General features: G+C 41.3%; 11 protein-coding genes. 5 read left to right on the top strand and 6 right to left on the bottom strand.

The annotated features are described in order from the left end of the window. The first annotated feature begins 174 nt into the window (after window positions 1-174). A complete protein-coding gene (locus tag R2S08_RS14875; protein WP_316835949.1) occupies window positions 175-1,356 on the top strand; it encodes an asparagine synthetase B in 1,182 nt (393 codons plus the stop codon). On the opposite strand, the gene R2S08_RS14870 is transcribed toward R2S08_RS14875, so the two are convergent. Genes R2S08_RS14870 through lpxK form a run of 3 tightly spaced genes read right to left on the bottom strand, consistent with a single transcriptional unit; the run spans window position 1,353 to window position 5,195 of the window. Then, entirely contained in the window at window positions 1,353-3,353 is a 2,001-nt protein-coding gene (locus tag R2S08_RS14870) for a putative porin (protein WP_316835882.1), read from the bottom strand. The two genes, R2S08_RS14875 and R2S08_RS14870, sit on opposite strands and share 4 nt — an antisense overlap. Next, window positions 3,353-4,168, bottom strand: a complete 816-nt coding sequence (locus R2S08_RS14865; protein WP_316835881.1) for a purine-nucleoside phosphorylase — start codon at window positions 4,166-4,168, stop codon at window positions 3,353-3,355. Before R2S08_RS14865 ends, R2S08_RS14870 begins: the two co-directional genes overlap by 1 nt. Continuing rightward, complete coding sequence (gene lpxK, locus R2S08_RS14860) at window positions 4,140-5,195, bottom strand: tetraacyldisaccharide 4'-kinase (RefSeq protein ID WP_316835880.1); 1,056 nt, start codon at window positions 5,193-5,195, stop codon at window positions 4,140-4,142. Before lpxK ends, R2S08_RS14865 begins: the two co-directional genes overlap by 29 nt. 111 nt (window positions 5,196-5,306) lie before the next feature. On the opposite strand from lpxK, the gene pruA reads away from it, so the two are divergent. Further along, on the top strand, window positions 5,307-6,941 hold the full coding sequence (gene pruA / locus R2S08_RS14855; RefSeq protein ID WP_316835879.1) for an L-glutamate gamma-semialdehyde dehydrogenase: 1,635 nt from the start codon (window positions 5,307-5,309) through the stop codon (window positions 6,939-6,941). An 82-nt stretch (window positions 6,942-7,023) separates the two neighbouring features. On the opposite strand, the gene R2S08_RS14850 is transcribed toward pruA, so the two are convergent. From R2S08_RS14850 to R2S08_RS14840, 3 genes are all read right to left on the bottom strand, one after another. Continuing rightward, window positions 7,024-7,695: a carbonic anhydrase gene (locus tag R2S08_RS14850; RefSeq protein WP_316835878.1), complete on the bottom strand. Its 672-nt coding sequence runs from the start codon at window positions 7,693-7,695 to the stop codon at window positions 7,024-7,026. 6 nt (window positions 7,696-7,701) lie between these two features. Further along, window positions 7,702-9,303 carry a SulP family inorganic anion transporter gene (locus R2S08_RS14845; RefSeq protein WP_316835877.1) on the bottom strand — a complete coding sequence of 534 codons (1,602 nt, stop codon included), beginning with the start codon at window positions 9,301-9,303 and terminating at the stop codon, window positions 7,702-7,704. An 82-nt stretch (window positions 9,304-9,385) separates the two neighbouring features. Then, complete coding sequence (locus R2S08_RS14840) at window positions 9,386-9,724, bottom strand: hypothetical protein (RefSeq protein WP_133778950.1); 339 nt, start codon at window positions 9,722-9,724, stop codon at window positions 9,386-9,388. 277 nt (window positions 9,725-10,001) lie between these two features. Between R2S08_RS14840 and R2S08_RS14835 the strand changes: the two genes are divergently transcribed. The 3 genes from R2S08_RS14835 to R2S08_RS14825 are packed head-to-tail and all read left to right on the top strand — an operon-like array spanning window position 10,002 to window position 13,972. Then, window positions 10,002-11,234, top strand: a complete 1,233-nt coding sequence (locus R2S08_RS14835) for a porin (RefSeq protein ID WP_316835876.1) — start codon at window positions 10,002-10,004, stop codon at window positions 11,232-11,234. A 35-nt stretch (window positions 11,235-11,269) separates the two neighbouring features. Beyond that, window positions 11,270-12,811, top strand: coding sequence for an acyl-CoA carboxylase subunit beta (locus R2S08_RS14830; protein ID WP_316835875.1), 1,542 nt, complete (start codon window positions 11,270-11,272; stop codon window positions 12,809-12,811). Window positions 12,812-12,841: 30 nt separating this feature from the next. Continuing rightward, a complete protein-coding gene (locus R2S08_RS14825) occupies window positions 12,842-13,972 on the top strand; it encodes an MFS transporter (protein ID WP_316835874.1) in 1,131 nt (376 codons plus the stop codon). The last annotated feature ends 1 nt before the right edge of the window (window position 13,973 follow it).

Here is a 13,973-nt window from a genome sequence, read left to right as displayed (position 1 = left end):
CTAAACTTTATGGCTTAAAAAGCTGCAGAGGATAAATGTATATAATTTTATTATGGCATTCAAAAAATTTAAATTCGCGAATACCTAATTCCAACGGTTTTGAAAAAACATATCTTATTGTTCTTATTACTGGCACTTTCTATCAGCTTAAAAGCTTCATCCATCTTAATTTATATGGATGAAGACCAGAAAAACCATCTGAAAGCCTACGGGCTAGCCTATTGGAGCATTAAACAACAAGCTGATGTAAGCTGGTTGCTTAATTACCGTGGCGGAAGTTTCCTGATCAAGTATGCAAAACCAATAGAAGACGAGTGCAAAATCAGAGGTATATCCTATCAGGTTATGGCAGATGCAAAAGTGACTGCACTACTTAACGAAATCAGCAGTCCGGATGTCAATATGGAAATGGTTAAATTAGAGAAAGCACCTAAAATTGCGGTCTATTCCCCAAAAAGCAAATTGCCCTGGGATGATGCAGTAACCATGGTACTCACTTATGCAGAAATCCCTTATGATGTGGTTTATGATGACGAGGTTCTCAATGACAAACTAACAGGTTATGACTGGTTACATTTACATCATGAAGATTTCACAGGTCAATATGGTCGTTTCTGGAGCAATTTTAGAAATGCATCCTGGTACAAAACAGATGTTGCCAATCAGGAAGCTACAGCTAAAAGAAATGGCTTTAAAAAAGTATCAGAGATGAAACTTGCTGTAGCTAAACATATCGCAGCTTTTTGCTCAGGCGGAGGGTTTTTATTTGCTATGTGTTCCGGTACAGATACCTTTGATATTGCGTTAAGCGCTGAAGGTGTGGATATTTGTGAAAGGATGTTTGACGGAGACGCTGCAGATCCGAATGCACAATCAAAGCTCAATTTCAATAAGACCTTTGCTTTTAAAGATTTTACGATCGATCTGAATCCTTCGAATTATAAATTTTCAAACATAGACGTCACCCAAACACGGACACTTGTACAAAGCAACGATTTCTTTACCTTGTTCGATTTTTCAGCAAAATGGGATATAGTTCCGACCATGCTGACCCAAAATCATGAAAAAGTTATCAAGGGCTTTATGGGACAAACAACTGCCTTTCGAAAGTCCCTGGTCAAACCAGACATTACTGTACTTGGTGAAAACAAAGGCGCAGAAGAGGTACGCTATCTTCATGGAGAATTTGGAAAGGGCCAATTCACTTTTTATGGAGGACATGATCCTGAAGACTATCAGCATCTGGTAGGCGATCCCCCAACAGATCTGAACCTCCACCCCAACTCACCGGGATATAGACTTATCCTGAACAATGTACTTTTTCCAGCTGCAAAAAAGAAGCCGCAGAAAACCTAGTCGTAGAAATTCCAGCTTACCCCAAATTTCAGCATACGATCTGGCATTGGATATTTGTATACACTGTAATAGCCTTTGGAAAACAAGCCTTGATTGACATAGTCATATTTCAAAAAAAGGTTCGCTTTTCGCAGACTCGCCCTTACCCAAACATCTATAATAGGCTCTGTTTTAAGTTGAGGCCCATTATTCAATGTATAAAACTGACTTGCCGCAGGCGAATAAGCTAAAGCATCATAAGGGGTATTGTATCTTAAATCTATTCCCACATCTGTTTTAAGAACTTTAAAAAAGGTTTGGTTACGGTACAAGCTGTTAAAAGTATAAACCTCCGGTGTACGCAAAATGCTTTTGCTATCTGTTTTCTGATAAACCAAATAACTGTCCAAATGGAATTTACCAAAGTCTACTTTTTTACCAACAGTAACTTTTAACAGGTTAATACTTCCACCTTCTTGAGTAGGCCTAATATCTACTCCACTACCCACCTGGGCAAAATACAGATACTTATTGATCAGGTAATATTGTGCACCAGCCTCAAACTTATATTTATCATTGATATAATTGAAAGATAAATTAACGGTTTTGGTTCTGTCTAAACCCTCAGCCCAGTTGTAATGATTTCCAAAATATCGGATATACACCTCCTCAGGAGACTTATTTTGGATATAAGCCCCCAGAACCACACGACCCGCTGCATTACTCAACCGTACATTACTCTTGGCCTCATACAAAAAATCGCCAATTTGCCGGCCTTGGAAAATTTGCTGGAGATCCACATTCAAATCCATACGGTCACTGAAGCGATAACCTAAAGCGCCCAGCAATGTGGAGTTCTGAAAAGTCGCACTATAATCATAATAATTCGTTAAATCGGCATAGCGGGCAAGCTGCGTATATTTATAGTAGTCATGTCTGATACCAACATCTATTTTTAGTTCATTTTTAATAAATGCTTGCGACTTTCCCCTAAGGAAAAAGCTATAAATGAATTCATTCCTTAAATGGCTTACACTTGTAGAGTCATTCGTAGAAACCGTATCAATCAATCCCTTTGGCAAAACAGAATGGTCATCAGCTTCACTTTTAGAGAAACCAAAAGATTGCGTATTATAAGAAACTGTATAGGTTACTTTATTGGTAGGCAACACTTTTTTCATTACTGGCTGCTCAACCGTATCAATACGGCCGATAAAATAACTTTGTTTAAGAAAGAAAATGTTATTGTGCCAATGTTGTTTAGCTGTGGTTAACCTCACCACTTCCGCTTCGTGGGATACACGCTGTGTGGCATCCACATTAGTAAACAGGTTATCATTATTTACTGTACCATTTTCTCCAGCCTTAAAACTGCTAAAAATAGCCGTAGCCCATAAATTATAACGCTTATTCGGAGATTGATACCATGTAAACAGCGAGGTATTCAAATCGTTTGCTTTCTGATTGTTATATACCCCTTTAGACCCAATCTGATAATAATTCGCACCAACATTCAAGTTGGGCTTTATATTTTGGGTATGTGTCGCTTTAAAAACCTGTTCCGGCCCTCCACTCACATAGTAAAGATTACTAAACTGCGTACGCGCCTGGTAGTAGATGATGTCTTCAGGACTCATCCTATAAATATCAAAAGAGTGGAAACCAGGATCAAATCCAATGCTTTTCGAAGGTTCAAAAAGCATCAGTTGCGCCGCCATTCCCGGCCCTCCTGTATTTATAGTTGGTCTTCGGGGCTGATTCAATACACTATAATTCTGAAAATTCCTTAAACTTGTATCTAAAGGAAAAGTTTGTATACTGTCCTTCGTTAACCCTAGTGTAGTATACCTGACATATTTAGAGGTAAAAATCACAGAGTCCTTACCCCCATCCAGTTTTTTTCTTAAAGAATCTAATTCTTTATTCTCTCTAACAGTCGTCTTTAAATCCTGCGCAAAGGCCCCCTGCCCAAACAGCAGTAAACAAAACAAAACAGAAAGAACAAGAAATTTATACATTATAAAGTAGCGATTAACTGGCTTAAAATTTTAGTCATTTTAGGTTCTGCAACGCGCGCAGTTTCCAGGATATCTTCCAGACTAAAGGGGTGCAACACCTCAGGGAAACCTTCATCTGTCAATACCGAAACAGCGAATACTGGCAATTTCATATGATTGGCCACAATCACCTCCGGTACGGTACTCATACCTACCGCATCCCCGCCAATAATTCTCAAATATTTGTATTCAGCTTTAGTTTCCAGATTTGGTCCTGTTACAGAAACATACACGCCTTGATGACAGGTAATTCCCTCTGCTGCAGCGATGCTCAGCGCATCAGCTATAAGCTTACGATTATATGGTTCACTCATATCCGGAAAACGAGGTCCCATATCAGCGTCATTATGCCCCCTCAATGGACTTTCCAGCTGTAAATTAATATGATCATTAATAACCATCAGATCCCCTTTTTTGAAATCAGGATTTAACGATCCTGCAGCATTAGACACAAACAGGTAGCCAATTCCCAGAGCTTTCATCACCCTCACAGGAAAAGTGATCTGCTGCATACTATAACCTTCATAATAATGCAGGCGGCCTTGCATGGCAACAACCTTTTTCCCGTTCAGTGTTCCAAATATCAGTTTACCAGAATGGAATTCCAAAGTAGATATCGGGAAATTAGGAATATTAGGGTACATCAGGCTATAGGCCACTTCAATTTCCCCAACCAGATCACCTAAACCCGTACCCAGAATAATTCCAATCTCCGGTTTAAAATGATCTGTTTTTTTCTTTATATACTCAACGGTTTCGTGTATGGCTTGAAACATAATTTAAAATATTTTGGTCAAATGTAACTTTATCTTCCTTCTCAATTTCTATCCGGATCGGTAAATAAAATACAGGCAAATTTAAAAGTAATTCTTTTATTCTGATATCTGATAAACGCTGCGCATCCTTTTCTGTTGTGAGGATGATTTTTTCTTTATCTGTTTCTCTCTCAAACGCGCGAACAAGCCTCTGAATTTCCGCCAAGCTAAACTGATGATGATCAGCATAATGATGATGGTCTACATTCACTCCAAATCCGGAAAGATAAGAAATCATCGGCTTCGGATTTGCAATTCCTGTAAGCAAAAACACCTGCATATTTTTCACCAGAGCAGCATTCTCACTGCTTGTTGCTCTAAAAACAGGCATCAAAGTGGCATACTTTATTTCGGAAAAAGCCGGAATATTTCCCTTTTTAAATTTTTTCAGAACCTGTTTTTTACCCTCAATATTTAAATGCGCCGGTATTTTCGTGATGAGCAGCGATTCCGCCCTTCGGTAACCCAAAAATAACTCCCGTAAATTTCCGGCAGGCAATAAAAATTGTGGTCTTAAAAGCTTCTGATATTCAAAAAGAAGGATATTAAAGCCTGCCTTAACCCTGCGGTGTTGAAAAGCATCGTCCAGAATGATCAGATCATGATCCCCTTTCAGAAGCTCAATACCTTTTACCCGGTCTTCGCAAACAGCAACAGTAACGTCCGGAAATTTACGATAAAACTGCATCGGTTCATCTCCAATAGTTTCTGCTGTTGCCTCCCCATCGGCCAATATAAATCCCTTGGTTTTTCTTCCATATCCCCTGCTCAATATGGCTATTTTATAACCATCAAGCAACTGAACCAAGTACTCTGTAACAGGGGTTTTGCCCGAACCACCTACCACCAAATTTCCCACACAAATTACCGGCAGGTTAAATTTAACCGACCTAAAAAGGCCCCAGTCATAAAATTTGTTCCTGACCAGGGTAACCATTCCATAGATAAGGGAAAAAGGAAGAAGTAGCAATCGCAGTTTCTTAATCATGTATGGGTCAAAAATAAGAATTATCAACCAGAATGTATCCTGCATATATTTTATGCCTCTACCATGGCTGATAAATAAAAACTATCTTTGTATAAACAACAATTCAATACCATGCTTAAAGGATTTTTTAACGTACCAGCCCCCACCAATGAGCCTATTTTAGGCTACGCACCGGGAAGTAAAGAACGTGAACTTTTAAAAGCGGCCCTGGCCGATGCCCGTTCCAAACAAATTGACATCCCAATGTATATAGGCGGCGCTGAAGTTCATACCGAAAATAAAGGAAAGACTACCCCACCGCACGATCACCAACATATTCTAGGTTATTATAGCAAAGGCGACAAAAGCCATGTTACAAAAGCAATTGATGCCGCTTTAGCTGCAAAAGCAGATTGGGAAAACCTTGCCTGGGAACAACGCGCAGCTGTTTTCTTAAAAGCAGCCGACCTTATTGCCGGCCCTTACAGGTACAAATTAAATGCAGCAACCATGCTTGGCCAAAGCAAAAACGCTTACCAGGCAGAGATTGATTCGGCTTGTGAACTGATAGACTTCCTTCGGTTTAATGTAAGCTATATGTCTGAAATCTATAAGCAGCAACCTCCGGTTTCGCCAAAAGGTTCATGGAACAGAGTAGAGCAGCGCCCGTTAGAAGGTTTCGTTTTTGCTTTAACCCCTTTCAACTTTACTGCTATTGCGGGTAACCTGCCAACCTCGGCCGCAATGATGGGTAATGTTGTTGTCTGGAAACCTGCCAACACTCAGATCTATGCCGCTAATGTACTGATGCAGATTTTCAGAGAGGCCGGATTGCCCGATGGAGTAATCAACCTGGTCTATGTTTCTGGACCTGATGCTGGCGAGGTAATCTTCAGCCATCCAGATTTTGCAGGCATTCACTTTACCGGATCTACCGGAGTCTTCCAGGATATTTGGAAAACCATTGGAAACAATATCCATAAGTTCAAAACTTATCCACGTATAGTTGGAGAAACCGGTGGAAAAGATTTTATCCTTGTTCATGGCTCGGCTGAAGCGGAAAGCTCTAGTACAGCCATTATCAGAGGTGCTTTTGAATATCAAGGCCAGAAATGTTCCGCAGCTTCAAGAGTATATGTTGCCCAAAGCGTATGGCCTAAGGTAAAAGAATTTATGCTTCGTGACCTGGCTACTTTTAAAATGGGTGGAACAGAAGATTTCAGCAATTTTATTAATGCTGTTATTGATGAGAACTCCTTTAATAAACTAACTAAATACATCGACGCAGCGAAGAATGATCCGGCTGTAGAGGTGATTACTGGTGGCAATTACGACAAATCAAAAGGTTATTTTATAGAGCCTACTGTGCTCGTCGTTAAAGATCCGAACTATGTTACCATGAGCGAAGAACTATTTGGTCCGGTACTCACGCTGTATGTATATGAGGATAAAGATTTTGACCAGGTATTAGACCTTGTGGATCAAACCTCCATTTATGCTTTAACAGGTGCAGTAATTGCTCAGGACAGATACGCTATTGAAAAAGCAACCCATCGCTTACGCAATGCAGCAGGAAACTTCTATATTAACGATAAGTGTACTGGCGCAGTAGTAGGACAACAGCCTTTCGGAGGCGCCAGAGGTTCTGGTACAAACGATAAAGCTGGATCTATGATCAACCTGCTACGCTGGGTTTCCCCACGTACGATCAAAGAAACTTTCGATCCGCCGAAAGACTATCGTTATCCTTTCTTAGCAAACGACTAAATACATCGATAAAAAAAGCTCCCGATATGATCGGGAGCTTTTTTATTTTAATAAAAATTGCATTCTGCAATAAAGCACCAAATTATTTTCCCGCGTCCATTTTGAATACAGGAGACAAATCAGCTGCGCTTGACGCACTTACCTGCAGATCCGTAATCATTCCGGTTTGCAGACTGTAAACCCAGGCATGAACAGAAAGTTCCTGACCCGAAGCCCAGGCATTTTGTACGATAGAAGTACTCATTACGTTAGCCGCACTTTCTATAGCATTGAGTTCAACAAGTCTGTTTGATCTTTTTACAGGATCCTTAATGGTCGACATTTCACGGTCGTGCATACGGATAACATCCTTAATATTTCTCAACCAGTTATCAATCAGTCCAACCTGTTTATCTCCCAGGGCAGCATTTACGCCTCCGCAGCCATAGTGACCACATACAATAATGTGTTTCACCTTTAATACATTCACCGAGTAATCGAGTACACTAAGTAAATTCATATCCGTATGTGTAACCACATTGGCAATGTTACGGTGTACAAAGATATCTCCAGGCATGGTATTGGTAATCTGGTTCGCTGGTACACGACTGTCCGAACAGCCAATCCATAATACTGGCGGAGCCTGACCGGCAGATAACCGATCAAAAAACTGAGGATCCTCTTTCAGTGTTGCAGCAACCCAGTCCTTATTTCCCTGTAATAATCCTTCGTATGTAATTTGATGCGTTTGTTGTTGTTCTAATTTTGCACACATGATATCTTAGTTATTAATTTCGTCTAATTTATTAGTTAATTTGGGAACAATATATTGAGACTTAATGTCCTCTAATATAACGATAATCCCTTTTGTATAAGCGTTATGCTTATAATTAAAAATAGTTTCCAGCACATCCGGATCAATATACCTGGAGTTACTTCCGTCAATAGTCACCGTTGTTTCCTTCGGGATCTTGGTCAGCATAACCTGTATTGCTGCCTTATTTAAAAAGGAAACCTCCTCTGCCAGTTTAATCCTGATGTTCTTCTTAGTCCCTTCTTCGTGAATCTTGTAAAAGAAAGGGTTACGCATATTGGTACGCAGCAGGTAAAATATAGAAACCAGCATACCTATGGCTACACCTTTTAATAAATCTGTAAGCAATACAGCTGCTACTGTTACCACAAAAGGTACAAACTGATCCCAGCCCTTATGGTACATATGTTTAAACAAAGCAATCCGGGTCAGCTTATAACCTGTTACCAAAAGTATTGCAGCAAGACAAGCCAGAGGAATCATATTGATAACCCCCGGTATAAATAATAAAGACAACAGTAACCAGGTTCCATGAAAAATAGCCGACATTTTAGTCCTTCCTCCCGCATTCACATTTGCAGAACTTCTCACAATAACCGAAGTCATAGGTAAGCCCCCCAGCATTGCACTGGTCATGTTTCCAATCCCCTGAGCCATTAATTCTCTATTTGTTGGTGAAACCCGTTTGATGGGGTCAATCTTATCCACAGCTTCAATACTTAGAAGCGTTTCCAGACTGGCCACGATTGCTATTGTCCCGGCTACAATCCAAACCTCCTGTTTTCCAATAGCAGAGAAATCCGGCATGGTAAACAAACCTGTAAATTCCGACCATCCGTTAACCACAGGAATAGCCACCATTTGCTTGGCTTCCAAAGCATAAATCGTATTTTTAAATACAAAACTTAAAGCTATCCCTAATACCACGACAATTAATGGTGCCGGAATACTACTTACCTGTTTTATTTTTGGCCAGTAGATCAAAACCAATATAGATAGACCACTGATCACAATAGCCGCAAGACTAAAATGACTTAATGCACCGCTGATAGCCGAAAAGGTGTTCTCTTCATTCCCCTGAAAGAAACTCTCATCACCGGGAAAATCTGAATCTACACCCAATGCGTGAGGCAGCTGCTTCAGAATAAGTATCAGGCCAATAGCGGCCAACATCCCCTCGATCACGCTGGAAGGAAAATAATTCCCTATTGTACCCGCTTTGATCATCCCTAATACCAATTGCATCACACCAGCAAGCATAACTGCCAGCAAGAAAGTCTGGTAACTACCCAATTGTGCAATAGCGCCCAGTACAATAACAGTAAGTCCGGCAGCCGGACCACTTACACTCAGTTGTGAGCCACTAAAACTGGCTACAACAATTCCCCCAACCACACCGGAAACAATACCCGCAAACAGCGGTGCCCCCGATGCCAAAGCAATTCCTAAACACAGCGGCAGGGCTACTAAAAAGACCACAATACTCGCCGGAAGGTCCCGCTTTAAATTCTTTTTTAAGAAATACTTCTTTACGTCCAATCTTGAAAAGATCGAATTCCCATCTTGCATAAAATTATATTTTATTATTTGTACCTAATTAATTGGCTTACCTATACTGCTTAGGCAGTACAAAGCAAATTTCACAAAGAATTTAGGCCAAGTTAGGAGGAGGTGTCGGGACTGACGGATGATATGGATTTACATATCTCTTGAAGTGGTCTATATAACTGTTTTTAATAAAGAAGTGATACCGGACCGGCACATAAGAAAAAGGCGCATGCAAATCAATGAATTTACAATCCACGTATTTCAAAACTTTGCCCGAATCCCCTTCAGAGCCATGCTCCAACTCAATCTGCATAATCACATTTTTAATGATCTCTTTATCCAGATGGGCAAAAAACACCGGCGCAGCAGAAATTACCATCTTCGCAGAGAAGATGCCTAAAAAGGCAACAACAATCAGTAAGCGGTATTTTCTAAGGCTCATTCTTTTATATGTGTATCACTACAGCTCAAATTTAGCTCCAAACTTGTCTAATTAGCAAATTAAGTTGTAAAAAAAATGTAATTAAAATGATATTAATCCATTCTTCCAAAAGTAACGATAACTAAAAGCCTTATTCATTACCATAAAATAAGTCATTAAATGTAATTTAGCAGCTGCATATTTTCATTGCGTGAAACATCAAATGCTACAGATTGAAAGGAATAAACTTCCTGTGGTATAAAAACATCATTGCAAGGTGAAAACAAACAGTATATTGATGAAAAAAAGCCTACTCTTCTTCTTATTTTTAATACCCCTGGCGGTCCGGAGCCAAAGCAATAATGCACCTTCATCCTACGACCCTCATGAAATTGCCATTACAGGTTACCTCCAGACACAATACCAGCGAGCGCAGTCCGAAGGCATTTCGTCTTTTTCCGGCGGCGACTTCTCTAAAAACTCCCGCGACCGTTTTATCATCAGGCGCGGCCGTTTAAAAATAGACAGAGTAGATAAATATTCCAGTATCGTATTCCAGATTGATGCAACACAAAACGGCGTGCAATTGATGGACGCCTTCATCCAGCTGTACCAACCCACCTCAAAAGCCCTTATTTTCACTGCGGGCTTATTTAACCGACCTTTCGGACATTCCATTGTTTATTCTTCCGGATTCAGGGATTTTCCTGAACGGGCCAGAATGTTCCAAACCTTAATGCCCAGGGAGAGAGATATTGGTGCCATGCTGAGCTATCACCCTAAAAACATTTATAAATTCATCACTGCAGACCTCGCATTGGTGAGTGGCAGTGGTTATGCAGCCCGTGATTATGATTCAAAGAAGGATGTAATCGGCAATATTGCTTTTAAATTTGACAGCCTCGCCAACAAAAAATTTCATCTCGGTTTTGGTGGATCCGTATACAAAGGCACGGTGCGAAACGATACAGAAAATTATTATACTTTCGATGGCAACAGCTATATCAGAAATACCAATGCATCCAGCATAGGCTATAATGCAAAAAGAGATTACTTTGGCGGTAACCTACAGGTGCAATACGACAACACTTTTGGAAAAACCATTTTTAAAGCAGAATATGTTGCCGGAACCCAGCCGGGTGTTGCAGCATCCTCAAGCATCACCGGTCCGCTGGCTAGCCAGAGCTTCTCTGCACAACCAGCTACAGATTTATATCTGCGTCCTTTCATGGGTTACTTTCTGTGGTTTACCCAACAAATCTCCCAGACCAAATTCACAGCATTACTGGCTTATGACGTCTATGATCCCAACCGAAAACTAAAAGAAAGTGAGATCGGTTTAAATAATGGCTCAACCGCAGGAGATATCAAATACAGTACCCTTGGCTATGGTTGTACTTACGTCCTCAATTCCCGGGTAAAAATAACCCTCTACAATGAACACGTCGTGAACGATCCGACCAAACTAACCGGTTATACTGAAGACCTGAAAGATGATGTCTTTACGGCAAGGCTCCAATATCGCTGGTAAATTATTTACATTTATAAAATTCATATCTAAGATACATGAAGAATAAATTAGACTTACTTCAGGATAAAATAAAACAGGCACATGCCGGTGGTGGAGCAACCCGTATTGAAAGTCAGCATAAAAAAGGAAAACTTACTGCACGGGAACGCATTCATTTTTTATTGGATGAAGGTTCATTTGAAGAAATCGGCATGCTGGTGACTCATCGCAGCACCGACTTCGGAATGGAAAATGAAAAATACCCTGGCGATGGCGTCGTAACCGGTTACGGGAACATTAATGGTCGTCTGGTCTATGTGTTCTCCCAGGATTTCACCGTATTTGGTGGCTCACTCTCTGAAACTCATGCAGAAAAAATCTGTAAGATCATGGATATGGCCATGAAGAACGGAGCTCCTGTCATCGGGCTGAACGACAGCGGTGGAGCCAGAATCCAGGAAGGTGTTGTTTCCCTTGGAGGATATGCAGATATCTTTTACAAGAATGTACAAGCATCGGGCGTTGTTCCCCAGCTCTCCGCCATTATGGGACCTTGTGCTGGTGGAGCAGTATATTCTCCTGCCATCACAGATTTCATCCTGATGGTAGAAAACACCTCCTACATGTTCGTTACCGGTCCTAATGTAGTTAAAACAGTGACTCATGAAGAAGTTACCTCGGAAGAACTTGGAGGTGCCTCTACACATGCGACCAAATCAGGTGTAACACATTTTGCCTGTCCTAATGAACTTGACGCCATCAATCACGTTAAGAAACTACTGAGCTATATGCCCCAGAACTGTGAAGAGCTTCCTGCACTCCTGCCTTATGCACCGGGCAACGAAGAAAGGACTGCCCTGAACAATATTATGCCACAAAATTCCAATCAGCCCTATGACATCAGAGAAGTGATTAATGAAGTGGCAGATGAAGGCAGCTTCCTGGAGGTACATAAAGACTATGCTGAAAACATTGTGGTGGGCTTTGCCCGTCTTGGCGGCAGAAGTATCGGGATCATTGCCAACCAGCCTGCTTATCTGGCAGGAGTACTTGACAATCATGCCTCTGTAAAAGCAGCCCGCTTTGTACGTTTTTGCGACTGTTTCAATATCCCATTACTTGTGTTTGAAGATGTACCTGGATTTTTACCAGGAACAGACCAGGAATGGAACGGAATTATATCCAACGGCGCAAAATTATTATATGCCTTCAGTGAAGCTACCGTTCCTCGCATTACCGTCATTACCAGGAAAGCCTATGGCGGAGCCTATGACGTGATGAATTCCAAACATATCGGAGCCGACCTGAACTACGCATGGCCCTCTGCGGAAATTGCTGTAATGGGTGCAAAAGGCGCCGCCGAGATTATTTTCAAAAAAGAGATCTCAGCAGCCGAACATCCGGAAGAAAAATGGCTGGAAAAGGAAAAACTCTATTCAGAGATCTTTGCAAATCCTTATCGTGCAGCCGAACGTGGCTTTGTAGATGAAGTGATAGAACCCTCCAACACAAGAAACAAACTAATCAAAGCATTTAAAATGCTCGAAAATAAAGCCGTTAAGAATCCCCGAAAAAAACACGGAAACATTCCTCTTTAAATGAATTTAAGTCGAAAAGATATTCTACTTATGGCCTTTTGTACGGGCCTGATCGTAGCAAACATCTATTATTGCCAACCCTTAGTGATCCTGGTTGCCAAAGAGTATAACCTTACAGAAAGTTATGCTGGCAGGATCACCTACCTTACCCAGGCAGGCTATGCTATCGGTTTATTCCTGCTGGTTCCTCTGGGAGATATGTTTGAAAGAAAGAAGCAAATCCTGGTCATTACGGGACTTGCTATAGGAGCGCTCCTTCTGGCCGCCTTCTCACATACGTTTCTGGTATTGGAAATCGCCAGCGTACTCATTGGTGCGAGTTCCATAGTACCCCAACTCATCCTGCCAATGGCAGCCAACCTGAGTTCAGATGAAAAACGTGGACATACCATTGGCATCATCATGAGTGGATTACTCGTTGGCATTCTGGGCTCCCGGGCCCTGAGCGGCAGTATCGGCTTTTTGTGGGGTTGGAGAGCCATGTTCCTGATTGCTGCAGGCTTATGCTTTCTGCTCTTGTTACTTATGGCAAAGCGCTTTCCAGAGAGCAGCCCGTCTTTTAAAGGAACTTATAAAGAGTTGATGTCTTCCATGTTTAATTACATCAAAACGCAGCCAGTTCTTCGGGAAGCCTCTTTGATCAACTTCCTCGCCTTCGCCACCCTGAGTGCTTTCTGGACCACCATGGTCCTATTCCTGGCCAATCCACCGTTTAGTTTTCAATCCTTACAAATTGGTCTTTTCGGTATTGCCGGGGCCGCCGGGGCACTCGCTGCACCACTTGTTGGAAAATTCAGTGACGGTAAAGACCCAAGGAAAAACCTGTTGATCGGCCTTTTGCTCCAGTTTGCCAGCATTGCAGCCTTTTATTTTACCGGCAGTCACCTGTACTTATTTGTCATTGGAATTATTCTGATCGATATTGGTCAGCAGGCCATTCATGTAACCAATCAAACCCGCATCTATGCCTTGCTGCCTGAAGCCAGAAATCGTTTAAATACGGTATTTATGTCTGTTAGTTTTGTAGGCGCATCCATCGGTTCTGCCCTTGGTCTATGGCTTTGGGATAAGGGACAATGGCCTGTTTATTGCTTTGGTTCCGGAGCGGTGATCTTAGTCAACATCATGATCTATCAACTGTACAAAAAGAGATTACCTTAAC

Source organism: Pedobacter nutrimenti (assembly GCF_032678445.1).
Lineage (GTDB): Bacteria > Bacteroidota > Bacteroidia > Sphingobacteriales > Sphingobacteriaceae > Pedobacter > Pedobacter nutrimenti_A.
The sequence above is the reverse complement of the archived record's forward strand: the minus strand, read 5'-3'. Positions and strand labels throughout refer to the sequence as shown.

Excerpts from the sequence above, each read along its gene's own strand:
- R2S08_RS14835 (WP_316835876.1), top strand. The coding sequence starts at position 10,002 with ATGAAAAAAAGCCTACTCTTCTTCTTATTTTTAATACCCCTGGCGGTC.
- R2S08_RS14845 (WP_316835877.1), bottom strand. The coding sequence starts at position 9,303 with ATGCAAGATGGGAATTCGATCTTTTCAAGATTGGACGTAAAGAAGTAT.
- R2S08_RS14830 (WP_316835875.1), top strand. The coding sequence starts at position 11,270 with ATGAAGAATAAATTAGACTTACTTCAGGATAAAATAAAACAGGCACAT.
- R2S08_RS14850 (WP_316835878.1), bottom strand. The coding sequence starts at position 7,695 with ATGTGTGCAAAATTAGAACAACAACAAACGCATCAAATTACATACGAA.
- R2S08_RS14875 (WP_316835949.1), top strand. The coding sequence starts at position 175 with ATGGATGAAGACCAGAAAAACCATCTGAAAGCCTACGGGCTAGCCTAT.
- lpxK (WP_316835880.1), bottom strand. The coding sequence starts at position 5,195 with ATGATTAAGAAACTGCGATTGCTACTTCTTCCTTTTTCCCTTATCTAT.
- pruA (WP_316835879.1), top strand. The coding sequence starts at position 5,307 with ATGCTTAAAGGATTTTTTAACGTACCAGCCCCCACCAATGAGCCTATT.
- R2S08_RS14840 (WP_133778950.1), bottom strand. The coding sequence starts at position 9,724 with ATGAGCCTTAGAAAATACCGCTTACTGATTGTTGTTGCCTTTTTAGGC.
- R2S08_RS14870 (WP_316835882.1), bottom strand. The coding sequence starts at position 3,353 with ATGTATAAATTTCTTGTTCTTTCTGTTTTGTTTTGTTTACTGCTGTTT.
- R2S08_RS14825 (WP_316835874.1), top strand. The coding sequence starts at position 12,842 with ATGGCCTTTTGTACGGGCCTGATCGTAGCAAACATCTATTATTGCCAA.
- R2S08_RS14865 (WP_316835881.1), bottom strand. The coding sequence starts at position 4,168 with ATGTTTCAAGCCATACACGAAACCGTTGAGTATATAAAGAAAAAAACA.